At 48.8% G+C, this 22,519-nt stretch carries 20 protein-coding genes; 14 read left to right on the top strand and 6 right to left on the bottom strand.

What is annotated here, in order from left to right:
* Positions 1 to 9: 9 nt before the first annotated feature.
* Positions 10 to 765, bottom strand: coding sequence for a type 2 periplasmic-binding domain-containing protein (locus IE092_RS14645; RefSeq protein ID WP_189357951.1), 756 nt, complete (start codon positions 763 to 765; stop codon positions 10 to 12).
* A 317-nt stretch (positions 766 to 1,082) separates the two neighbouring features.
* Here IE092_RS14645 and IE092_RS14640 point away from each other — a divergent pair, with 317 nt between their 5' ends.
* Entirely contained in the window at positions 1,083 to 2,264 is a 1,182-nt protein-coding gene (locus IE092_RS14640; RefSeq protein WP_189357950.1) for a cystathionine beta-lyase, read from the top strand.
* A 50-nt stretch (positions 2,265 to 2,314) separates the two neighbouring features.
* On the opposite strand, the gene IE092_RS14635 is transcribed toward IE092_RS14640, so the two are convergent.
* From IE092_RS14635 to IE092_RS14615, 5 genes are all read right to left on the bottom strand, one after another.
* Positions 2,315 to 2,524, bottom strand: coding sequence for a hypothetical protein (locus IE092_RS14635; RefSeq protein ID WP_189357949.1), 210 nt, complete (start codon positions 2,522 to 2,524; stop codon positions 2,315 to 2,317).
* 363 nt (positions 2,525 to 2,887) lie between these two features.
* Positions 2,888 to 5,620 (bottom strand): aconitate hydratase AcnA, encoded by a 2,733-nt coding sequence (acnA, locus tag IE092_RS14630; RefSeq protein ID WP_189357948.1) that lies wholly within the window; start codon positions 5,618 to 5,620, stop codon positions 2,888 to 2,890.
* 100 nt (positions 5,621 to 5,720) lie between these two features.
* Positions 5,721 to 6,230, bottom strand: a complete 510-nt coding sequence (locus IE092_RS14625; protein ID WP_189357947.1) for a hypothetical protein — start codon at positions 6,228 to 6,230, stop codon at positions 5,721 to 5,723.
* 11 nt (positions 6,231 to 6,241) lie between these two features.
* On the bottom strand, positions 6,242 to 7,204 hold the full coding sequence (locus IE092_RS14620; protein WP_189357946.1) for an HpcH/HpaI aldolase/citrate lyase family protein: 963 nt from the start codon (positions 7,202 to 7,204) through the stop codon (positions 6,242 to 6,244).
* Positions 7,205 to 7,264: 60 nt separating this feature from the next.
* Positions 7,265 to 8,254: a malate dehydrogenase gene (locus tag IE092_RS14615; RefSeq protein ID WP_189357945.1), complete on the bottom strand. Its 990-nt coding sequence runs from the start codon at positions 8,252 to 8,254 to the stop codon at positions 7,265 to 7,267.
* 332 nt (positions 8,255 to 8,586) lie between these two features.
* Between IE092_RS14615 and IE092_RS14610 the strand changes: the two genes are divergently transcribed.
* The 13 genes from IE092_RS14610 to IE092_RS14550 all read left to right on the top strand — a co-directional run bounded on the left by IE092_RS14610 (position 8,587) and on the right by IE092_RS14550 (position 22,384).
* A complete protein-coding gene (locus IE092_RS14610; RefSeq protein ID WP_189358106.1) occupies positions 8,587 to 9,387 on the top strand; it encodes a GntR family transcriptional regulator in 801 nt (266 codons plus the stop codon).
* A gap of 173 nt (positions 9,388 to 9,560) precedes the next feature.
* Positions 9,561 to 9,968: a succinate dehydrogenase, cytochrome b556 subunit gene (gene sdhC, locus IE092_RS14605; protein ID WP_189357944.1), complete on the top strand. Its 408-nt coding sequence runs from the start codon at positions 9,561 to 9,563 to the stop codon at positions 9,966 to 9,968.
* Between the two features lies 1 nt (position 9,969).
* Positions 9,970 to 10,338 (top strand): succinate dehydrogenase, hydrophobic membrane anchor protein, encoded by a 369-nt coding sequence (sdhD, locus tag IE092_RS14600; RefSeq protein WP_189357943.1) that lies wholly within the window; start codon positions 9,970 to 9,972, stop codon positions 10,336 to 10,338.
* Positions 10,339 to 10,340: 2 nt separating this feature from the next.
* The gene (gene sdhA / locus IE092_RS14595) at positions 10,341 to 12,116 is read left to right on the top strand and encodes a succinate dehydrogenase flavoprotein subunit (RefSeq protein ID WP_189357942.1); all 1,776 of its coding nucleotides are present in this window, start codon (positions 10,341 to 10,343) and stop codon (positions 12,114 to 12,116) included.
* A gap of 12 nt (positions 12,117 to 12,128) precedes the next feature.
* Entirely contained in the window at positions 12,129 to 12,839 is a 711-nt protein-coding gene (locus IE092_RS14590) for a succinate dehydrogenase iron-sulfur subunit (protein ID WP_189357941.1), read from the top strand.
* A 93-nt stretch (positions 12,840 to 12,932) separates the two neighbouring features.
* Complete coding sequence (locus IE092_RS14585; RefSeq protein WP_189357940.1) at positions 12,933 to 13,214, top strand: FAD assembly factor SdhE; 282 nt, start codon at positions 12,933 to 12,935, stop codon at positions 13,212 to 13,214.
* A gap of 68 nt (positions 13,215 to 13,282) precedes the next feature.
* A complete protein-coding gene (gene gltA / locus IE092_RS14580; RefSeq protein ID WP_189357939.1) occupies positions 13,283 to 14,587 on the top strand; it encodes a citrate synthase in 1,305 nt (434 codons plus the stop codon).
* A gap of 289 nt (positions 14,588 to 14,876) precedes the next feature.
* A complete protein-coding gene (locus IE092_RS14575; RefSeq protein ID WP_189357938.1) occupies positions 14,877 to 17,732 on the top strand; it encodes a 2-oxoglutarate dehydrogenase E1 component in 2,856 nt (951 codons plus the stop codon).
* Between the two features lie 61 nt (positions 17,733 to 17,793).
* On the top strand, positions 17,794 to 19,035 hold the full coding sequence (gene odhB, locus IE092_RS14570) for a 2-oxoglutarate dehydrogenase complex dihydrolipoyllysine-residue succinyltransferase (RefSeq protein ID WP_189357937.1): 1,242 nt from the start codon (positions 17,794 to 17,796) through the stop codon (positions 19,033 to 19,035).
* 7 nt (positions 19,036 to 19,042) lie between these two features.
* A complete protein-coding gene (locus IE092_RS14565) occupies positions 19,043 to 19,372 on the top strand; it encodes a PspC domain-containing protein (protein ID WP_189357936.1) in 330 nt (109 codons plus the stop codon).
* 12 nt (positions 19,373 to 19,384) lie between these two features.
* Complete coding sequence (gene lpdA, locus IE092_RS14560; RefSeq protein WP_189357935.1) at positions 19,385 to 20,812, top strand: dihydrolipoyl dehydrogenase; 1,428 nt, start codon at positions 19,385 to 19,387, stop codon at positions 20,810 to 20,812.
* A gap of 78 nt (positions 20,813 to 20,890) precedes the next feature.
* Complete coding sequence (gene zapE, locus IE092_RS14555; RefSeq protein WP_189358105.1) at positions 20,891 to 21,988, top strand: cell division protein ZapE; 1,098 nt, start codon at positions 20,891 to 20,893, stop codon at positions 21,986 to 21,988.
* A gap of 60 nt (positions 21,989 to 22,048) precedes the next feature.
* On the top strand, positions 22,049 to 22,384 hold the full coding sequence (locus IE092_RS14550) for a hypothetical protein (RefSeq protein WP_189357934.1): 336 nt from the start codon (positions 22,049 to 22,051) through the stop codon (positions 22,382 to 22,384).
* The last annotated feature ends 135 nt before the right edge of the window (positions 22,385 to 22,519 follow it).

Below are 22,519 nucleotides of genomic sequence, written 5' to 3'. Positions count from 1 at the left end.
TGGCACTGATCAGCGCGTTACGCTCATGCCTGGTGGTTTGTACCAAAGGCGAATGTCGTTCAGTGGCGTATCAGGCGCCAGATCCGGATTGGTCAGCGTGATCATGCGGCGGTTGCGCAAATCCAGCTTCTGAATGGCTTGTTGATGGTATTTAAGAAAAATCGCGTCAAAACTGCCGTCTTTCAGCATCATTTTCAGGCCGGTTTCTACGCGGTGTTTTAATGCAGCGTCTTTCTTGTTGAAGAAAAAATAGTACGGAAACGGGTAGTAAAGTAATAAATTCTTTTCTATGGTCAGGTTGGGGAATTTTTCTTTTTGCATTTCCAGTTCATCCAGGATTTCGCCCACGCCACGCGGAAATGCATCGAAGCGGTCAGCGTCCAGCATCGCAAATAATTGCGGATAGGGCGCTTCGACCAATGGTAAATCCTGATGCTGAAAGATTGTATTGTCGATCCATCCCGTGCCCTGACCGAAGCGTATGGTTTTGAGGTCCTGCAAGGTGCGGACATTCTCAAACATCGCTTGCTTATCTTTTCTGATCAGCATGACGCGGTAACCCAGTAAGCCTTTACGCAACGGTATTTTGATAGTCAGAAAGTCTTGTTCGAGTTTCGCAGAACCCGGATTCCACAGTACATTAATACTGCGATCATCACTTGCAAGTTCAGCGATGACCCGCTTTTTCGGCACCTGTCGCTGGCTTGGCTGGCAGGTATATGCGCCGAAAGCCGGACGGGTTTTTTCCAGCGCCGTCGTCAGCAATTCAATGACATCCCGGTAACGGGTGTCGCCGGCAATTTCGCCGGCAGGATAGACGACCTTATTACTTGCAGTTGCAGTTGAAGACAGAAGTAACAGTGGCAGCGTGACACAGCGCAGCCATGCGGTAAGGCGCTGATTTGTGGGGAATCTGAATCTGAAAAATCCGGTCACTGCAGTGTTTTATCTGGTGTTGTGTCATGATGCTGCTGTGGCACTTGCCAGCGAAGCAGGCGGCGTCTGGTGATGTTCTGGTTTCTTGTAAGTGAAAACAGTATACCGGACAGCAATCAGTTATAACATTTAATGATGAAAATCTGATGAAAAATTCACCGCAAAACGAGAAAAAACAACTTTCCACCCGACTGAATCATTCGGCATATCAGGCGCCCGCAGGATTTGCGGCCTACCCGACAGCAATACATCATGCGTCGACGGTGTTGTTTGAGAATGTGGCTGCAATGCGCTCACGTAACTGGCTGGATAAGCAGTCTTACACTTACGGCCTGCATGGTACACCAACCAGTTTTACCTTAGAGCGCCGTCTGGCGGAAATTGAAAATGCGCAGCACTGCATACTGGCACCGAGTGGGCTGGCAGCCATTTCATTGGTAGATCTGGCGTTGCTGAAGAGCGGTGATCATGTGCTGATACCGGATAATGCGTATTCGCCGAACAAAGAACTGGCGCACTGGCTGCAAACCCAATTCGGTATCGCTGTTTCGATTTATCCGCCTATGTGCGGGGCTGATATTGAAAATTACATTCGTCCGGAAACCCGTCTGATCTGGGTAGAGGCACCGGGATCAGTGTCAATGGAAATTCCGGACCTGCCAGCGATTGCAGAAGTCGCACACCGCCATCAAATCGTGGTAGCTCTGGATAACACATGGTCTGCCGGGATTGTGTACCCGGGTTTTGAACATGGGGCTGACATCATTATGCAGGCGCTGACCAAGTTCCAGAGTGGCGGATCGGATGTGCTGATGGGAGCGGTACTGGTGAATGATGCCGAACTGTATAAGCGCCTTCAGCTGACCCATATGCGGCTTGGGCTGGGTGTTGGTATGGATGATGTGTATCTGGTGCTGCGCGGCTTGCCGACGCTAGCTTTGCGTTTTGCCGAACATGATCGCAGTGCCCGTGACATTGCAGCATGGCTGACAGAACAGGCGGAAATTCAAACCGTATTACATCCTGCGTTGCCGGAATGCCCCGGACACGCGATATGGCAGCGTGATTTCACTGGTGCAGCCGGACTGTTTTCTGTGATTTTTAAAGAAGAATATTCAGAAGAGCAGGTCGATCACTTTGTCGATGCGCTGGCGCTGTTTGGTATCGGCTTCAGCTGGGGCGGATCGCATAGTTTATGTGTGCCGTACCGCATGCAGGGAATGCGTGAGAGCTGGACTGAAAAAGGGCAATTGGTGCGCTTTTATATCGGGCTGGAAAATACAGAAGATCTGAAAACGGATATTTGTCAGGCATTACAGCAACTGTAAGCCTGACGATGGATGGGGTTTGGCGATGCTGGCGCACATCGCCGAAAACCTTACTTGCTGGCGCTGTCCGGTGCGGAGGCTGGCGCTGGTGCAGCAACCGGTGCCGGCGCAGCTGCTGGTTCGCTGGCAGGGGCTGCGTGAACTTCGGTCGGGTTATGCGCACCGGCTTCACCCTGCATATCCACTTTATCGCCGGCTTTGAAAATCAAAAACAGCGCCGCCCCGGCAAACACAATAAACGCCACCAGAATTTTCCACATAGTCATCTCCTTAAATTGTAGATTCGCGAAGCCGTCAAACCTGCCTCGTTGCTTTGCAGCCTAACGGAACTTCCTTACGCCTGCCTTGCATCGGTGAAAGGGCAGAGCATTTCCGGGCTGCTGTTACTGTCATATTCAGGTTATTTGTGCAGCTATCGTCATTTTGAATTTCCGGAGGCCCGGACTTTCTGCCGACGACCGCCGGATCGCTGTGCTGAACACCGCATTTGGGTCTGAAAAGGCCGGATTTGATGCCTTACCGGATGTCTGTCGGTGCAGTCTTTTCAGTAAGGCGAAGAATGCGCTGTGAAAATAAAAAAGCCCCCCGCAATGCGGAGGGCTTTTTCGGAACGACTACTTCGATTACGCAGACAGCAGCTGACGCAGAACGAATGGCAGAATACCGCCGTGTTTGTAGTAATCCACTTCGATAGCAGTATCAATACGCAGCAACAGCTGAACTTTTTGCTGTTCGCCGTTTGCACGGGTTATCACCAGAGTGACTTCCTGTTGCGGTTTGATATCGTCGCCGAGTTCCAGGCTGAATGTTTCATTGCCTGTGATACCCAGAGAGTCGATGCCATCGCCATTCAGGAATTGCAGTGGCAGAACGCCCATACCAACCAGGTTGGAACGGTGGATACGTTCGAAAGATTTCGCTACAACCGCTTTCACGCCCAGCAATTGCGTACCTTTTGCTGCCCAGTCACGGGAAGAACCAGTACCGTACTCTTCACCACCGAAGATCATGGTTGGTGTGCCTTCTGCGACGTATTTCATTGCTGCGTCGTAGATAGACATTTGTTCGCCGGTTGGCTGGAACAGGGTTTCGCCGCCTTCAACGCGGGAACCGTCTTCACGTGCAGGGATCATGAGGTTTTTGATACGGACGTTAGCAAACGTACCGCGCATCATGATCTCGTGGTTACCGCGACGGGAACCGTAAGAGTTGAAGTCCGCTTTCAGAACACCGTTTTCTTTCAGCCATTTACCTGCAGGGCTGGATTCTTTGATCGAGCCAGCCGGAGAAATGTGGTCAGTGGTGATGGAGTCACCGAACAGACCCAGAGCGCGCGCGCCAACGATGGATGTGGATGCAGCTTGTGGTTCCATTTCAAAGTTCGCGAAGAACGGTGGTTCTGCGATGTAAGTGGAATCTGGCCAGTTGTATACTTCGCCGGTTGCCACACCTTTGATGTTTTCCCACAGTTTGCCCGGTGCTGCTTTGACATCTGCGTAGTTGTCTTTGAACAGTTTAGAGTTCATCGCAAACTTCATCAGTTTGTTTACTTCTTCTGTGCTTGGCCAGATGTCGCCCAGATAGATGTCTTTACCTTTTACGGTGCCGACTGGCTGTGTCATCAGGTCACGTGTCACGTTACCGGCGATTGCGTATGCAACAACCAGTGGTGGCGATGCCAGGAAGTTAGCGCGGATATTCGGGTGAATACGTGCTTCGAAGTTACGGTTACCAGACAGAACAGCAGCGGCAACCACGTCGTTGGAAGTGATAGCTTCGTTCAGGCTTGGTGTCAGGTCACCGGCATTACCGATACAGGTTGTACAACCGTATGCAGTTACGCCGAAGCCCAGTTTTTCCAGATATGGCAGCAGGCCGGCTGCTTCCAGGTATTTAGTCACAACGCGGGAGCCAGGCGCCAGCGATGTTTTGATGTGCGGAGCAACTTTCAGACCAGCTTCAACCGCTTTCTTCGCTACCAGACCCGCTGCCAGCAGAACGCTAGGGTTAGAAGTATTGGTACAGGAAGTGATCGCAGCGATCAGAACGTCACCGCTCTTGATCTTGATACCATCGGAAGTGGTGAATTCTTTTTCCAGATCTTCAGCTGCTTTGTTGAAGCCGTTTTCTGCAACAGGTTTGGAGAACAGGTCGGAGAATGTGGATTTCACATTGCCGATTTCGATACGGTCTTGCGGACGCTTAGGACCAGCCAGAGAAGGTGCAACGCTGCTCAGATCCAGGCTCAGTTCGGTCGTGTAGTCGATATCGCCTTGTTTAGGGATGCCGAACATTTTTTGCGCTTTGAAGTAAGCTTCAAATGCGTCGATTTCAGCTTTGGTACGACCTGTACCTTTGAAGTAATCGATGGTTGCTTCGTCAACCGGGAAGAAGCCCATAGTCGCGCCGTATTCCGGTGCCATGTTAGCGATGGTTGCGCGGTCTGTCAGGGACAGGGAACGTGTACCTTCACCGAAGAATTCAACGAATTTGCCAACAACTTTGGCTTTACGCAGCATTTCAGTGATAGTCAGTACCAGATCGGTTGCGGTGACGCCGTCACGCAGTACGCCGGTCAGGTTCACACCAACAACGTCCGGTGTCAGGAAGTAAACCGGCTGACCCAGCATACCAGCTTCCGCTTCGATACCGCCAACGCCCCAGCCAACTACACCGATACCATTGATCATGGTGGTGTGGGAGTCAGTACCGACCAGTGTGTCAGGATAGTAAACTTCGTTTTTCTTAGCGTCTTTGACTTTATGTACGCCGCGCGCCAGGTATTCCAGGTTAACCTGGTGAACGATACCAAAGCCTGGTGGCACAACGCCGAAGGTGTCAAACGCCTGCATACCCCATTTCATGAACTGATAACGTTCATTGTTACGGGAGAATTCCAGTTTCATGTTCAGATCCAGCGCTTTTTTCTCACGGAAGTGATCGATCTGAACGGAGTGGTCAACAACCAGATCTACTGGTACCAGTGGTTCGATTTTCTTAGGATTTTTGCCCTGAGCAGAAGCGACGTTACGCATTGCAGCCAGATCGGCCAGCAGCGGAACACCGGTAAAGTCTTGCAGAACAACACGGGAAACGACGAACGGGATTTCATCAACGCGGGATGCAGTTGGTGCCCAGTTCGCGAGTTGTTTAACGTGTTCTTCTGTAACTTTTTTGCCGTCGCAGTTACGCAGAACAGATTCCAGAACCACACGGATAGAAACCGGCAGACGGGAAATTTTCACGCCCAGGTTTTTTTCCAGTGCAGGCAAAGAGAAGAACTTGCCTTTTTTTGTTTCTGAAATCTTAAAGTCTTTCAGGGTTTTGAATGCATCTTGGTACGCATTTTGGCTCATGGCTGTTCCTTATTTACGATAATCAACGATCAAACATGCTTACTAGTGAATCGCCCTGATGCAGCCTGTCGTTGATATTCCAATTGATCAGGGCTAAAACTTATTTCACCTGTGTGGTGTTTTCTGCTGGCGCTGCGCTGACATCAGGTGTTGTTTCCGCAATCACAGGGTCAGTGGTTTTGCATTCATTGGCTAACTGCTGACCTTTTTTGGAGTCCAGCAGCATGCTCTTTGCAGGAATACCAATCCATACAAAGCCCGCCTTACGGTTTTCAAAGCGGTTTGCCCCGGTGCTGGTATCAACACGGGTCATACGAACCAGTTGCTTTTTCCAGCGCATTGCCACGTGGTGCGGATCTTCTGTGTTGGTGTACAGAGTCAGTGTGTTGCCCAGTTCGCACTTGTATTCCAGATTTTTATGCGCAGTGACATCCGGAACGATATCGTCTTCATCTTTTTCTTTAGATTCAGTTGCTGCCGGGGCAGGGGCCGCTTTGTGCGACTTGCTGACTTTACTTTTCGCTGGTGCCGTTGCCGCATTCACAGCAGGTGCTGCCAGCAAACTACCAGCCAGCATCAGTCCGGCAAACGATTTCAACAGTTCAGTCATGGGTGTCTCCTTCAGAGTAACTCAAGTGCTTCGGGTGGCAATGGCTTTGCGCACAACCTCGCACGTTGTAATACAAACCAGTAATAGCGGTAACTGGCACGGTCATGTAAGCGCCCCTCAAAACGTACCGGTCCCCAGTCAGCCGACTGCGCTTGCAAAAGCAATGCGGTTGCGGTGGTGATTTCGTGGTCTGCCGGTGCAAATGCATCGACGATTCCGCGGATCTGCTGGGGATGGATACTCCACATGCGCTGGTAGCCAAACTGGCTGCCAGCCAGCAATGCGTCCTGATAAGCTGCATCAGGGTTGCTGATGTCGGTGGTGACGTTATGAGAGGCAATCTTGCCGTAACGATGACATGCCGCGGCCAGTTCTGTCTTCGCCCGCACGATCAGCGGATGCCGGAACTGTTGCGGACTGTGCATGGCGGCAGCCGGAATTGCACCGAAATGCGAAGAAACGAAATCCATAATGCCAAATGACAGGCATTGCACTTCAGGAATGGCGGCAATTGCCATCACATCTGCCAGTGCTTCATGGGTTTCGATCAGAACATGAACCGGGGGTAATTCTGCTTTGATATGAGCTCTGATTAGGTGGATTGCCTGTGATACTTCTGCGGCATTCCTGACTTTTGGCAAAACCACGTAAGCCAGTTTGCTTTCACATGGCGTGACGATCAATGCCAGATCCTGAGTAAATGACGGGTGCCCGCTCGCATGAAGGCGGACGCCGATGCGCTGAAAACGGTTTTCTTCGCTCAGAATAAGTCTCGCTACCAGACGTGCATGCTCAGCTTCGCTGCCTGCTGCTGCGCCGTCTTCGCAATCAAAGGTAATATCAAAACAGGCGCCAAGTTCGGCTTGTAAAGCCATCGACTTGCGCATGAGTTTTTCGGATCCGGCGTAATGGTCACATACCGGCAACAATGCCGGAACGGGCTGATCCTGAAATAATACGGAGGAGGGGTGCATCAAGTCTTCGCGTAATGGAGCAAGGCAGCGAACTGCGTAAGTCCGCTGCCTGTAGCCTTATCAGCCTACCAGGTGTTTCACACCGTCACGCTCTTCTTGCAATTCTTTCAGCGTGATGTTGATACGTTCCTGAGAGAATTCATCAATTTCCAGACCCTGAACGATGGTGTACTCACCATTTTCAGTTGTCACAGGGAAGCCGAACATTGTGCCTTCAGGAATGCCGTAGGAACCGTCGGAAGGGATGCCCATGGTTGTCCATTTACCGTTTGTACCCAGTACCCAGTCACGAACGTGGTCAATTGCTGCGTTCGCTGCCGATGCTGCGGAAGACAGGCCACGTGCTTCAATGATTGCTGCACCACGTTTGCCAACGGTTGGCAGGAACACGTCTTTGTTCCATTCGTGATCGTTGATCATGTCTTTTACGGACTGACCGTCGATTGTCGCGAAGCGATAATCAGCATACATTGTTGGAGAGTGGTTACCCCATACGCACAGTTTTTCAATCGCGGAAACCGGTTTGCCAGTTTTTGCAGCGATTTGAGACAAAGCGCGGTTGTGATCCAGACGCAGCATTGCAGTGAAATTTTTCGCTGGCAGGCTTGGAGCGGATTTCATCGCGATGTAAGCATTGGTGTTAGCCGGATTGCCAACAACCAGAACTTTAACGTTGCGGGATGCAACTGCGTCCAGTGCTTTGCCCTGAACAGTGAAAATCTGTGCGTTCGCTTCCAGCAGATCTTTACGTTCCATGCCCGGGCCACGTGGACGTGCGCCAACCAGCAGAGCAACGTCAGCATCTTTGAATGCAGTCATTGGATCGCTGTGTGCAGTCATGCCAGCCAGCAGCGGGAACGCGCAGTCATCGATCTCCATCATTACGCCTTTCAGCGCTTTTTGAGCTTTTTCGTCAGGGATTTCCAGCAGTTGCAGAATTACCGGCTGGTCTTTGCCCAGCATATCGCCGTTAGCGATACGGAACAGGAGGGAATAACCGATCTGACCGGCTGCGCCAGTCACTGCCACACGCATTGGGGATTTCGCCATGATGCTTCTCCGAAGTGATAAAAAAACGTTGAGACGCTTACCGAGCCAAGTGGCTCTGTATAAATGGTAAGCCTAACCCTGAATCATACTGCTGAAAATGAAAACAGTCAGTAAACATAAAGGGTAAATCACAGATCCGGGCTTTACATTGCTGGTAATCAGACTATATTGCTCGGAGTGCAAATTCGGTTTCAGGGTAAGCCAGCCTGAGTTGTTCGGCAGTTTAGGTGTTGTGTACCTTTGTGTCAATCACTATCTTATGTCTTATATAAGACATATCACCTATAAGTTGCACTGGACTTATGGGGGTGTTTGTGATGAAATTACGAACTATGAATTCCAACGCCTCTAACACGCAAAACCCCTTGTCCGGCGCCGCTTCAGGCGGATCCTCCGGCACTGCTGTTTCTGTTGCGTCACCTACATTTAGTCCTCTGTATCAGCAGATCAAAGCGCTGATCACGCAGAGTCTTCAGTCGGGTGAGTGGAAGCCCGGTGAGTTGATTCCCAGTGAAATTGAGTTGGCATCACGCTTTAAAGTCAGCCAGGGAACTGTGCGCAAAGCCATCGACGAACTCGCTGCCGAGAATCTTGTTGTTCGCCGGCAGGGGAAGGGAACTTTTGTTGCGACTCACCATGAGGCGCGCTCCCAATTTCGTTTTCTGCGGCTTGCTCCTGATGAGGGTGTGCCGCATTACCCTGAGAATCAGATCGTAGAGGTGAAGCGCCTGCGTGCGCCAGCCGAGGTTGCGCGAATGCTCGATATTAAATCTGGTGATTCTGTGATTTTTATTCGTCGCGTGCAGTCTTTTTCCGGTGTGCCAACGATTCTCGATGATCTCTGGCTGCCTGGCGCGATCTTTAAAGGGTTAACTGCCGAGCGGCTCAATGAATACAAGGGGCCAATGTACGGCTTGTTTGAGACTGAATTCGGAACTCACATGATTCGTGCCAGTGAGCAGATCCGCGCTGTGTGCGCAGACGAGCAGGTTGCGCAGCTTTTGCAGGTTGCTGCCGGAACACCTTTGCTGAGTGTTGAGCGCGTTTCATTTACCTTTGGCGATAAACCGGTTGAGTTGCGTCGCGGCCTGTATCTGACTAGTCACCATCATTATCGTAACGAACTGAACTGATTGAAAAGTATTTCAGATCTGAACGGATGAGGGTTTGCTGAACGGTTTGGGTTAAAACGGATTAAGATTATGAAGTTTTCGCACTTGAAATGAGATTTTGCTTGGTGCAATGCACCAAAATAGGCGAAAATTGTAAGATTTAAATGACAGACTAGTTAATGGGGAGATTATTTATGTCTGAAGTTGTTAAAGATGGGCGTCGTCACGGCGTGATGGGGCTCACCGATGCGCTCGGATACCGGCTTCCGCTGGCAGGTGTGGTGTCCATTTTGCATCGTATCAGTGGCGTGCTGATGTTTGTGCTGCTGCCTTTTATTCTGTATCTGCTGGATACCAGTCTGGCATCAGATATGGGATTTTATAAAATTCGTAATCTGACATCCGGCGTCTTTGCCAAGCTGGTTATTCTGGTGTTGGTCTGGGCTTATCTGCACCATTTTTGCGCAGGTATTCGCCATCTGATTATGGATTTGCATTACGGTCTGGATAAGCACACCGCGCGTAAATCTGCAGCTTCTGTTCTGGCATTCAGCCTGACACTGGCAGCTCTGGTTGGTTTGAAATTGTTCGGAGTGTTCTGAAATGACGAATAAAAATATTGGCCCGAAACGTCTTGTGGTTGGTGCGCATTATGGCTTGCGCGATTGGCTTGCTCAGCGTGCAACTGCAGTTGTCATGGCGGTTTACACCGTAATTCTGTTGGTGTTATTCCTGACTGGCCGTAATTTTAGTTATGAAGGCTGGCAAGCGATATTCACTTGCCAGTGGTTCCGTGCAGCGACTTTCGCTGTCATCCTGAGTCTGCTTTACCACGCTTGGGTTGGTATCCGTGATGTATGGATGGATTACGTCACTAAAAACGTATTCGTTCGTATCGTATTTCAGGTTGCCACCATTCTGTGGCTGGTTGCATGTGCTTTCTATGCGGCACAAATTCTGTGGAGAGTTTAAACGTGGCTGCAATTAAATCCACAATTCCTACCCGTCGTTTTGACGCGGTAATCGTCGGAGCGGGTGGCTCCGGTATGCGTGCATCTCTTCAACTGGCCGAAGCTGGTTTGAATGTTGCTGTCTTGTCTAAAGTATTCCCAACCCGTTCGCATACTGTTGCGGCGCAGGGTGGTATCGGTGCTTCGCTTGGCAATATGTCCGAAGATAACTGGTACTGGCATATGTTTGACACCGTAAAAGGTGGCGATTATCTGGGCGATCAGGACGCAATTGAATTTATGTGTCGTGAAGCGCCAAAAGTTGTTTACGAGCTTGAGCATTTTGGTATGCCATTTGACCGTAATCCTGATGGCACTATTTATCAGCGTCCGTTTGGTGGTCATACTGCAAACATGGGTGAAAAACCTGTGCAGCGAGCTTGTGCTGCCGCGGATCGTACCGGACACGCGTTGTTGCACACGCTGTATCAGCGTAACGTTCGCGCACGTACCCATTTCTTTGTCGAATGGATGGCGATTGATCTGATTCGTGATCAAGATGGCGATGTCCTCGGTGTCGTTGCGCTGGAAATGGAAACCGGCGAAGTGATGATGTTGCAGGCAAAAACCACTGTCTTCGCAACAGGCGGCGCCGGTCGCATTTTCGCTGCTTCTACAAACGCATTTATTAATACCGGTGACGGTATGGGTATGGCTGCACGCGCAGGCTTGCCGCTGCAAGATATGGAGTTCTGGCAGTTCCACCCAACCGGGGTATCCGGTGCCGGTGTGCTGATTACCGAAGGTGTGCGTGGTGAAGGTGGTATTCTGATTAATAGTCAGGGTGAGCGTTTCATGGAGCGCTATGCTCCGACTCTGAAAGATCTGGCGCCGCGTGACTTTGTTTCCCGTTCTATGGATCAGGAGATCAAAGAAGGTCGCGGCTGCGGTCCAAACAAAGACCACGTTCTGCTGGATTTGCGTCACATTGGCGCTGATACGATTCGCAAACGTCTGCCATCGATTCTCGAAATCGGTCGTAAATTTGCAAACGTCGATGCGACAAAAGAGCCTATTCCTGTTGTTCCGACAATTCACTATCAGATGGGTGGTATTCCTACTAACATTAATGGTCAGGTTGTGGACTATAGCAACGGTTCAAGCAAAATCGTTAATGGTATGTATGCAATCGGTGAATGTGCTTGTGTGTCCGTTCACGGTGCTAACCGCCTTGGAACGAACTCTCTGCTGGATCTGGTTGTGTTTGGTCGCGCAGCTGGTAACCACATCGTTTCGCAGAGTCTGAAGCAAAAAGAGCACAAACAATTACCTGCTGATGCTGCAGATCGTGCACTGGCCCGCCTTGCTAAGCTTGAGACCTCGACCGGTACTGAACGTGTTCAGGATGTGGCAAATGCAATTCGTAGTGCAATGCAGCAATATTGTGGCGTATTCCGTACAGATGAACTCCTGCAGACAGGCGTTCAGAAAATTATGGAACTCAATGAGCGTTGCAAGCATGTTTCATTTAAAGATAAATCCAAGGTATTCAATACAGCCCGTGTTGAAGCACTGGAGCTGGATAATCTGATTGAAACAGCGAAAGCGACTATTGTCTCCGCAGCAGCTCGTAAAGAGTCGCGTGGTGCTCATGCGCACCGCGATTACGAGAAGCGCGATGATGAAGTATGGATGAAGCATACCATGTGGTATTCGGATGGTAATCGTCTGGATTACAAACCAGTGACAACCAAGCCGCTGACTGTGGAAACCTTCAAGCCAAAAGCTCGTACATTCTAAAGAGAAATTGCCATGGCACGTACATTGAAATTTAAGATTTACCGCTACGATCCGGACAAGGATGCGAAGCCTTATATGCAAGATCTGACAGTGACCTTGCAGGATACCGATAAAATGTTGCTGGATGCTCTGCAGCGCATTAAGTCCGATGTTGATGACTCTCTCGCGTTGCGCCGCTCTTGCCGCGAAGGTGTATGCGGTTCCGATGCAATGAACATTAACGGTAAAAACGGCCTCGCCTGCACGACAAATCTGAATGAGCTGACAGAGCCCATCGTGCTGCGTCCGTTGCCAGGTCTGCCGGTTATTCGCGATCTGATCGTTGATATGACTCAGTTCTTCAAGCAATATCATTCGATCAAGCCATATTTGATTAACGACACGATTCCTCCGGAAAAAGAGCGTTTACAGTCGCCGGAAGAGCGTGAAGAGTTGGATGGTTTGTACGAGTGTATTCTCTGTGCATGCTGTTCGACTTCTTGTCCGTCTTTCTGGTGGAATCCGGACAAGTTCGTTGGCCCTGCTGGTTTGCTGCAGGCGTATCGTTTTATCGCTGATTCGCGCGATCAGGCTACCGGAGAGCGTCTGGATAATCTGGAAGATCCGTACCGTTTGTTCCGTTGCCATACCATTATGAATTGCGTTGATGTCTGTCCGAAAGGGCTGAACCCGACACGTGCTATTGGTAAGATTAAAGAGCTGATGGTTCGTCGTGCTGTATAACTGATTGATAGAAGCGGCTTGTGCCGCTTCTATTTCATGCTTATTTCTTCTGAGATAAGCATGAAATAGAAAGCATCAAAAGAGAAAGTGACTATGTCTGAGCCTGCTGCAAATTCTCATCAGAGTGATCCGGTTAAACGTGCAAGACTGCGCTGGCGCGCGCGTCGTGGTTTGCTGGAAAATGATCTGATTCTGACAAGGTTCCTGGATGCGCATGAGGAAACACTGACGGATGGGGAAGTGGATGCCTTTAGTCGCTTGATGGAATTGTCAGATAATGAGCTGATGGATCTGATAATGGCGCGAAAAGAGCCAGAAGGGGAGGTAGATCTCCCTCATGTGCATGAATTGCTGAATCGTTTGCGTATTGCCTGAGCGAGTCACCTGATTTTTTGTGTTTTTTTGATTAACTAAAGACTCACCTCTTTTTTGAAGGAAGAGCCATGATAACTTCTGATACAAAAGCAACCCTCTCGTTCTCCGATGGTTCTCCAGCACTGGAATTGCCTGTTTATAAAGGCACTATCGGCCCGGATGTCATTGATATTCGCAAGCTTTATGGTGCGACAGGTAAATTTACTTATGATCCGGGCTTTATGTCCACAGCTGCCTGTAACTCTTCCATCACTTATATTGATGGCGATAAAGGTGAGTTGCTGTATCGTGGTTACCCGATTGAGCAATTGGCAGTGAATGGCGGCGATTTCCTGGAAACATGCTATCTGCTGTTGAACGGCGAACTGCCAAATGCTGAGCAAAAGGCAAAGTTTGTGAATACTGTGACGCGTCACACCATGGTTCATGAGCAAATGCAATTTTTCTTCCGTGGCTTCCGTCGTGATGCGCACCCAATGTCCGTACTGGTTGGTACTGTCGGTGCTTTGTCGTCCTTCTACCACGATTCGCTGGACATCAACGATCCGCATCATCGCGAAGTTTCTGCGATTCGCTTGATCGCCAAAATGCCGACCCTGGTTGCAATGGCATATAAGTATTCGATCGGTCAGCCGTTCGTTTATCCGCGTAATGACCTCTCTTACACGGCAAACTTTATGCACATGATGTTCTCGACTCCGTGCGAAGAGTATAAAGTAAATGAAGTTTTGGTTCGTGCGCTGGATCGCATTTTGATCTTGCATGCTGACCACGAGCAGAATGCCTCTACATCGACAGTGCGTCTTGCGGGCTCTTCTGGCGCAAATCCTTTTGCATGTATCGCTGCAGGTATCGCATGTTTGTGGGGGCCGGCGCACGGTGGCGCCAATGAGGCGGCTCTGGATATGTTGGAATCTATCGGCTCAGTTGATAATATTCCTGCGTTTATTGAGCAGGTTAAAGATAAGAACTCTGGCGTTAAGCTGATGGGCTTTGGTCATCGTGTTTACAAAAACTACGATCCGCGCGCTAAGTTGATGCGTGAAACTTGCTACGAAGTTCTGAATGAACTGGGCTTGCAGGATGATCCTCTGTTCAAGCTGGCAATGGAGCTGGAGCGTATTGCTCTGTCGGACGAATATTTCGTGTCTCGTAAACTGTATCCGAACGTAGACTTCTATTCGGGTATTGTTCAACGTGCCCTGGGTATCCCAACAGCGCTGTTTACGGGTATTTTTGCTCTGGCTCGTACTGTCGGCTGGATTGCGCAATGGAAGGAAATGATTTCTGATCCTGAGCAAAAAATCGGTCGTCCGCGTCAGTTGTTTATCGGCGCCCCAAAACGTGATGTTCCACCAATGGATAAGCGTTAATTATCTGATATGGTGTGCATTTAAAAAAGAAAGCGAGTCGCTACGACTCGCTTTTTTTTTCGGAATAACTTGTGCTATGCTTCGGCTCGCATATATATGTGTTTATACGATTTTCGTTTCAGATTCAAAAGGTATGTATTCTTTGCGTGTGTTTTGAACCCGGTGCGAGAATAAATTGAAAAAAGTCCTTCCCCACAACTTGATGTGCGATCCGCTAACCGGTCAGGCCGTGTCGCGGAAGGTTAGATTAACCCGCTAATCTCGCGAAACGCGAAGAAAGGTGAGCAAGATGATGCAACAATATAATGCTAGCTCGTATTTATTCGGTGGCAATGCGCCATACGTCGAAGAATTGTACGAAGCGTATCTTAACAACCCAGGTTCAGTGCCGGAAAACTGGCGTGCATACTTTGATGCAATGCAAAATGTGCCGGCAGTCGATGGTTCCGGTCGTCCGGACGTGGCACATGCTCCAGTCATCGCATCGTTTGCAGAGCGTGCAAAACAAGGCCCAATTCGTACAGTTCATGCCGCTGCCGATGCTGAAATGGGTCGTAAGCGTGTCGCTGCACAACAGTTAATCGCTGCATATCGTTTTTTGGGTAGTCGTTGGGCAAATCTTGATCCACTGCAACGCCAGGAGCGTCCTCAGATTCCAGAGCTGGATCCTGCGTTCTATGGATTTACTGATGCTGATATGGACACGCAGTTTAATATCAGTAACACGTATTTTGGTACTGAAAACGCTTCGCTGCGCGATTTGCTGAATGCGTTGCGTGATACATATTGCCGTTCTGTTGGCGTTGAATACATGTACATCAGCGATCCGGCGGAGAAGCGCTGGATGCAGCAACGTCTCGAATCGATTCGCTCAACCCCGAATTTTACGCCTGAGAAGAAGAAAAGTATTCTCGAGCGATTGACAGCTGCTGAAGGCTTGGAGCGTTATTTACATACACGTTACGTTGGTCAGAAGCGTTTTTCTCTCGAAGGTGGCGAAAGTTTTATTGCTTCGATGGATGAGGCGATTCAGCGTGCGGGTGAACGTGGTGTTGAAGAAATTGTTATTGGCATGGCGCACCGTGGGCGTTTGAATGTTCTGGTGAACACGCTCGGTAAAATGCCTCAGGACCTGTTTGCTGAATTTGAAGGTAAGCATGCTGACGACCTGCCTGCCGGTGATGTGAAATACCATCAGGGGTTTTCGTCTGATGTTTCCACGCCAGGCGGACCAGTGCATCTGTCTCTCGCTTTTAACCCTTCACATCTGGAAATCGTTAATCCGGTTGTTGAGGGCTCTGTTAAGGCACGTATGGATCGCCGCGGTGATAAAGAAGGCGCCCAGGTTCTTCCAATTCTCGTTCATGGCGATGCAGCCTTTGCCGGTCAGGGCGTTGTTATGGAAACGCTGAATCTGGCTCAGACTCGCGGTTATGGTACCGGTGGTACTGTTCATATTGTCATTAATAATCAAATTGGTTTTACGACTTCTGATCCTCGTGATGCACGTTCGACAACCTATTGCTCTGACGTCGTGAAAATGATCGAAGCTCCTGTGTTGCATGTCAACGCGGACGATCCGGAAGCGGTTGTGTTGGCGACTCAAATCGCCCTCGATTACCGTACAGAATTCAAGAAAGATATCGTAGTTGACATCATTTGCTTCCGAAAGCTTGGGCACAATGAACAAGATACACCGGCACTGACGCAGCCATTGATGTACAAAAAAATCGGTACACACCCTGGCACCCGTAAGCTTTACGCGGACAAGCTGGCTGCTCAAGGAATTATTCCTGCAGACGGTGGCGATCAGATGGTCAAAGCTTATCGTGATGCTATGGATGCAGGAAAGCATTCCCGTGACCCGGTGATTTCCAACTTTAAAAATAAATATGCGGTTGATTGGATTCCGTTCCTGAACCGCAAGTGGACGGATGCAGCTGATACTGCGATTCCTGCTACTGAAATCAAGCGTCTGGCTGAGCGTATTACTGTTGTGCCAGAAGGCTTTAAAGTGCATAGTCTTGTTGAAAAAGTACTCGGGGACCGTGCTGCAATGGGACGTGGTGAGTTGAATGTTGACTGGGGGATGGGTGAGCATCTGGCGTTTGCATCTTTGGTTGCCGCTGGATACGCCATTCGTATTACTGGTCAGGATGCTGGGCGTGGTACGTTCACACATCGACATGCTGTTTTGCACGATCAGAATCGCGAACGTTGGGATTCCGGTACGTATATTCCGCTGCAAAATGTTTCTGATAAACAGGCGCCGTTTACCGTAATTGACTCCGTTCTCTCTGAAGAAGCAGTTCTGGCTTTTGAATATGGATATTCTTCTGCTGAGCCAAATACTCTCACAATTTGGGAGGCTCAATTCGGTGATTTTGCGAATGGTGCGCAGGTAGTTATTGATCAGTTTATCAGCTCGGGCGAAGTCAAATGGGGCCGTGCTAATGGTTTGGTAATGATGCTTCCGCATGGCTATGAAGGACAAGGGCCAGAGCATTCATCTGCTCGTCTTGAGCGTTTCTTGCAGCTGTGTGCTGACAATAATATGCAAGTTGTTCAACCGACAACTGGTGCTCAGATTTTCCACTTATTGCGTCGTCAGATGATTCGTCAGTTCCGCAAGCCGCTGGTAATCATGACGCCTAAATCTCTACTGCGCAATAAAGATGCTGGCTCACCATTGAAAGATTTGACTCATGGTCATTTCCATACGGTAATCGGTGAAGTGGATGAAAAAATTGATGCATCCAAAGTAAAACGTGTTATTGCTTGCTCCGGTAAAGTTTATTACGACTTGGTTAATGCTCGTAAAGAACGCGCTGCTGCTGATGTTGCAATCATTCGCGTTGAGCAGTTGTATCCATTCCCGCATAAAGCATTTGCAGCAGAGTTGAAAAAATTCCCGAACATGGTCGAATTGGTTTGGGCGCAGGATGAACCGCAGAATCAAGGACCTTGGTTCCAGATTCAGCACAATATCTTTGAAAATCTGGAAGATGGGCAAAAACTGGCGTATGCCGGTCGCCCGGCTAGCGCATCACCAGCTGTCGGTTATTACGACAAGCACTATGCGCAGCAAAAAGCGTTGCTGGACACTGCATTCGCGAAGCTGAAGGGCTTTGTTCTGACTAAATAATGACGCGATACCGGTTCAGAAGCTGAACCGGTATCTGGCTACCCGAAACGGAGAGTAAATAATGGCTATTATCGAAGTAAAAGTTCCTCAGTTATCTGAATCCGTTGCTGAAGCAACGTTGCTGAGCTGGCATAAAAAAGTTGGTGAAGCAGTTACACGCGATGAAAATCTGATCGATATTGAAACAGATAAAGTTGTACTGGAACTGCCAGCACCTGACAACGGTGTTATTACACAGGTTATTAAAGGTGACGGCAGTACGGTTGTTGCTGGCGAGGTTATCGCGATTATTGATACTGCAGCGGTCGCTGGTGCGGTTCCTGTTGCAGCGACAACATCTGCAGCAGCTCCAGTGGCTGCGGTAGAAGCGGCTGCTCAAAAATCCTCTGCTGGCGTGGCTATGCCAGCTGCAGCAAAAATTTTAGCTGAAAATAATTTGTCCGCTGCGCAGGTTGATGGCACCGGCAAGGATGGGCGTGTTACTAAAGGTGATGCACTCGCTGCAGTGGCAGCAAAACCAGCTGCCCCGGTCGTGGCTGCCGCTCCAGCAGCGAAACCTGCTTTGCAGGCAGTTGCTGCGCCAGTTTCGGTAAATCTGGGTGACCGTCCTGAAGAGCGCGTTCCGATGAGCCGTTTGCGTGCACGTATTGCAGAGCGTCTGGTTCAATCGCAATCTACGAATGCTATTCTGACGACATTTAACGAAGTTAATATGGCGCCAGTAATGGAGTTGCGTGCAAAGTACAAAGATAAATTTGAGAAAGAGCATGGCGTCAAGCTCGGCTTCATGGCATTTTTTGTAAAGGCGGCGGTTGCTGCATTGAAAAAATACCCGATTTTGAACGCGTCTGTTGATGGCAACGATATTGTGTATCACGGTTATTTCGATATCGGTATTGCGGTAGGCTCTCCTCGCGGTCTGGTTGTCCCTATTCTGCGCAATGCTGATCAAATGTCGATCGCTGATATTGAACGTAAGATTGCGGAATTTGCTGTAAAAGCAAAAGAGGGTAAGTTGACACTGGATGATCTTAGCGGTGGTACTTTCTCTATTTCCAATGGTGGTACTTTCGGGTCGATGCTGTCGACACCAATCATTAACCCACCACAATCCGCTATTCTGGGGGTTCATGCCACTAAAGACCGTGCAGTTGTCGAGAATGGGCAGATTGTTGTTCGTCCGATGAATTATCTGGCAATGTCTTATGATCATCGTATTATTGACGGCCGTGAGGCAGTGCTCGGTCTGGTAGCGATGAAGGAAGCTCTGGAAGACCCGGCTCGCTTGTTGCTGGATCTGTAATGTTATTGTGAGCCTCGCTGACGAACTTAGTAAGTTGGGTTATCTGCATCAGACGGGGCAATTGTCTGATGCAGAGTTCAGTCGCGCAAAAGAAAAGCTTCTGTCCTCTTTGGGTTCAGAAGCTTCTTCTTTATTGGTCACGCAAAGTCAACCATTATTACGTCGCTCAATAGGTGACCGGTGGCTTGGTGGTGTATGTGGTGGGTTAGCCAGATATTCGAATTCAGAATCTTGGATTTGGCGCCTGCTATTTGTCGGCTTTGTTTGTATTTTTGGTACAGGTTTCATTTTTTATCTTCTTGCCTGGATATTTATTCCAGAAGAGGGTTCTTATTAATACAGGTTTTTTATGAGCAAACAATTTGATGTAGTTGTTATTGGTGGTGGTCCTGGCGGGTATATTGCCGCAATCCGCGCAGCGCAGCTTGGTTTTTCGACAGCATGTATCGATGCCTGGGTAAATGAAAAAGGTGGCCCAGCTCCCGGTGGTACATGCACAAATGTCGGTTGTATTCCGTCTAAAGCCTTGTTGCAATCGTCAGAACATTTTGAGCATGCCGGTCATGCGTTTGCTGACCACGGTATCGGTGTTGAGGGGTTGAGTATTGATGTTTCTAAAATGCTTGGCCGCAAAAATACGATTGTGAAGCAAAATAATGATGGTATTTTGTATTTGTTTAAGAAAAACAAAGTGAGTTTTTTTCACGGCCTTGGCGCCTTTGAGAAAGCGGAGGCAGGCCTTTACCAAATCAAAGTTTCCGGTAAGTCTGAGGAAACTCTTACGGCAAAACATGTTGTTGTTGCAACAGGATCAAATGCGCGGGCATTGCCGGGTACGCCATTCGATGAAAAGGTCGTATTGTCAAATGAAGGTGCATTAAATATCGCTGATACACCTAAGAAGCTTGGCGTTATTGGTGCAGGTGTGATTGGCTTGGAGATGGGAAGCGTCTGGCGCAGACTTGGAGCGGAAGTTACAGTTCTTGAAGCTATGCCAGCTTTCCTTGCTGCTGTTGATGAGCAAATCGCGAAAGAGGCATTGAAGCTGTTCACCAAGCAGGGATTAAATATCAACCTTGGTGTAAAGATTGGTGAGATTGCTAATAACGGTACATCAGTTACTGTGAAGTACACGGATGCTAACGGCGGCGAGCACGAAGTTGAATTCGATAAATTGATTATTTCTATCGGGCGCACGCCAAACACTAACGGCTTAAATGCTGAAGCTGTCGGATTGGCACTGGACGAACGTGGTTTTGTAGTTGTAGATGATGATTGTAAAACTAATTTGCCGAATGTCTGGGCGGTTGGCGATGTTGTCCGTGGTCCGATGCTCGCACATAAGGCTGAAGAAGAGGGTGTTGCTGTGGCTGAGCGTATTGCCGGCCAACATGGTCACGTTAACTTCTCAACTATTCCTTGGGTGATTTACACGTCTCCTGAAATTGCATGGGTTGGGCGTACAGAGCAGCAACTCAAAGCTGAAGGTGTTGAGTACAAAGCGGGAACTTTCCCTTTTATGGCAAACGGACGTGCGCGTGCTTTGGGTGATACATCCGGCATGGTGAAATTTTTAGCGGATGCGAAAACGGATGAGATTCTGGGTGTTCACATTATTGGGCCAATGGCTTCTGAACTGATTTCTGAGGCTGTTGTTGCAATGGAATTCCGCGCATCGGCTGAGGATATTGCTCGGATTTGCCACGCTCACCCTTCATTGTCTGAAGCGACAAAAGAAGCGGCACTTGCGGTAGATAAGCGCTCACTGAATTTCTGATTCTGTTTTTGTCGTAAACGAGTCCGCCGCTGCTGATTAGGCATGTGGCGGATTTCTTTTTATTTATACGGTTTTGAAATGAATGTTCAGGAGTTCTACCAAGACGCAATCGATAGGCGCGGATTTAAACTGGATGGCGCGCAGCAACGTGCTGTTGCCAGGTTGCAGCAAGCGTACGATGAGTGGGTGTTTTATAAAGGTAAGAGAGCAAATCGTCTCACCCGCTTAATCTCCAAACCGGAGATTCCGAGAGGGGTCTATATGTGGGGCGGAGTTGGGCGTGGAAAATCGTTCTTGATGGACAGTTTTTTTTCTGTTGTCCCAGTTGTTCGAAAAATCCGACTTCATTTCCACGAATTTATGCGCGATGTTCATGGTCAGCTTGATGAGCTGAAGGGGGTGGAGGATCCCTTGAAAGAGGTGGCTCGGCGGATTGCGAAAAAATACCGCTTAATTTGTTTTGATGAGTTTCATGTGTCGGATGTTGCTGATGCTATGTTGCTATACAACTTGCTGAAAGCATTGTTTGATAATGGAGTCTCTTTTGTGATGACGTCGAACTATGATCCAGATAGTCTTTATCCGGATGGTTTGCACCGTGATCGTATGTTGCCCACCATCGCGTTGTTAAAAGAACGACTAGATGTCTTAAATGTTGACTCTGGTAACGATTATCGGCATCGGGCTTTGGAGCAGGTTCGGTCATACCACACTCCCTTGTGTGCGGAAACAGATAGTAAGCTTCGCGCTGCTTTCCAGATGCTTGCAGGAGCGTCCGAAGATGAGCCTTTCGTGCGCATTGAGGGGCGAATGATTTCCTGCCTTAGGCGTGCTGGTGATGTTATATGGTTTGATTTCCGGACACTTTGTGGTGGACCTCGCTCACAAAACGATTACCTTGAAATCGCAAGCCAGTTCCATTCTGTGATTCTTTCATCCGTCCCCAAAATGTCGGCCGCAATGTCATCTGAGGCTCGGAGGTTCACTTGGTTAATTGACGTTTTTTATGATCATAAAGTGAAACTAATTATCTCTGCAGAAGTGTCGCCTGATGAGCTTTATACAAATGGTGTTCTTTCTGGTGAATTTCATCGTACGGTGTCTCGAATCGTTGAAATGCAGTCTCGGGAGTACATGGAGGCTGAACGCAGGGGGATTGCGGCTTCATTGAGTTAGCGGGAGGTGGGCATGATTTTTTTTCGGAGTTTAGTTTTTATTGCGTGTCTGACTTGCTCGGTGGCATGGTCTTCTGATTCTTTTGATGACCTAAAGATGGCGACATCAGAGCTTAAGCGGAAATATCCAGAAGTATCTTTTGTATCTAGTCTAATCGCAGATGGTGCGATAGATGATTCTGTAAGACTGCAGGGGAGATTGGCGCAATGGTTTGTTGAAAATGAGGCGTCTTGTTATGGTGCGTTTTTTGTTAATTCGTGTTTACAGGACATAAAATCAAAGCGAAGACAACTTTTGCCAGAATTGAAGCAAATTGAATTTGCTGCAAAAGATTTTAAGCGACAATCGAGAGTTTTTTCTGGTGATCAGAAATCTGTGCTTGATCAAATGAAGTAAATTGTTTGCAGTTGATGTTGACAAAATCCGCGCGTTTCTTCATAATCTCGCTTCTCTGCTGCTGACGAACACAACGCTTCGCAGCGATAGCAGAAAAGAATACAGTTCTTTAACAATCAACAGCCAATAAATGTG

The organism is Cognatundibacterium squillarum (assembly GCF_014652435.1).
Lineage (GTDB): Bacteria > Pseudomonadota > Gammaproteobacteria > Burkholderiales > Burkholderiaceae_D > Undibacterium > Undibacterium squillarum.
This window is presented reverse-complemented; position numbering and strand designations above follow the sequence as displayed.

Coding starts and splice junctions, on each gene's coding strand:
- IE092_RS14620 (WP_189357946.1), bottom strand. CDS start 7,204: ATGCACCCCTCCTCCGTATTATTTCAGGATCAGCCCGTTCCGGCATTG.
- IE092_RS14585 (WP_189357940.1), top strand. CDS start 12,933: ATGTCTGAGCCTGCTGCAAATTCTCATCAGAGTGATCCGGTTAAACGT.
- IE092_RS14615 (WP_189357945.1), bottom strand. CDS start 8,254: ATGGCGAAATCCCCAATGCGTGTGGCAGTGACTGGCGCAGCCGGTCAG.
- gltA (WP_189357939.1), top strand. CDS start 13,283: ATGATAACTTCTGATACAAAAGCAACCCTCTCGTTCTCCGATGGTTCT.
- IE092_RS14575 (WP_189357938.1), top strand. CDS start 14,877: ATGATGCAACAATATAATGCTAGCTCGTATTTATTCGGTGGCAATGCG.
- IE092_RS14610 (WP_189358106.1), top strand. CDS start 8,587: ATGAATTCCAACGCCTCTAACACGCAAAACCCCTTGTCCGGCGCCGCT.
- IE092_RS14640 (WP_189357950.1), top strand. CDS start 1,083: ATGAAAAATTCACCGCAAAACGAGAAAAAACAACTTTCCACCCGACTG.
- IE092_RS14625 (WP_189357947.1), bottom strand. CDS start 6,230: ATGACTGAACTGTTGAAATCGTTTGCCGGACTGATGCTGGCTGGTAGT.
- acnA (WP_189357948.1), bottom strand. CDS start 5,620: ATGAGCCAAAATGCGTACCAAGATGCATTCAAAACCCTGAAAGACTTT.
- lpdA (WP_189357935.1), top strand. CDS start 19,385: ATGAGCAAACAATTTGATGTAGTTGTTATTGGTGGTGGTCCTGGCGGG.
- sdhD (WP_189357943.1), top strand. CDS start 9,970: ATGACGAATAAAAATATTGGCCCGAAACGTCTTGTGGTTGGTGCGCAT.
- IE092_RS14590 (WP_189357941.1), top strand. CDS start 12,129: ATGGCACGTACATTGAAATTTAAGATTTACCGCTACGATCCGGACAAG.
- zapE (WP_189358105.1), top strand. CDS start 20,891: ATGAATGTTCAGGAGTTCTACCAAGACGCAATCGATAGGCGCGGATTT.
- sdhC (WP_189357944.1), top strand. CDS start 9,561: ATGTCTGAAGTTGTTAAAGATGGGCGTCGTCACGGCGTGATGGGGCTC.
- odhB (WP_189357937.1), top strand. CDS start 17,794: ATGGCTATTATCGAAGTAAAAGTTCCTCAGTTATCTGAATCCGTTGCT.
- IE092_RS14635 (WP_189357949.1), bottom strand. CDS start 2,524: ATGTGGAAAATTCTGGTGGCGTTTATTGTGTTTGCCGGGGCGGCGCTG.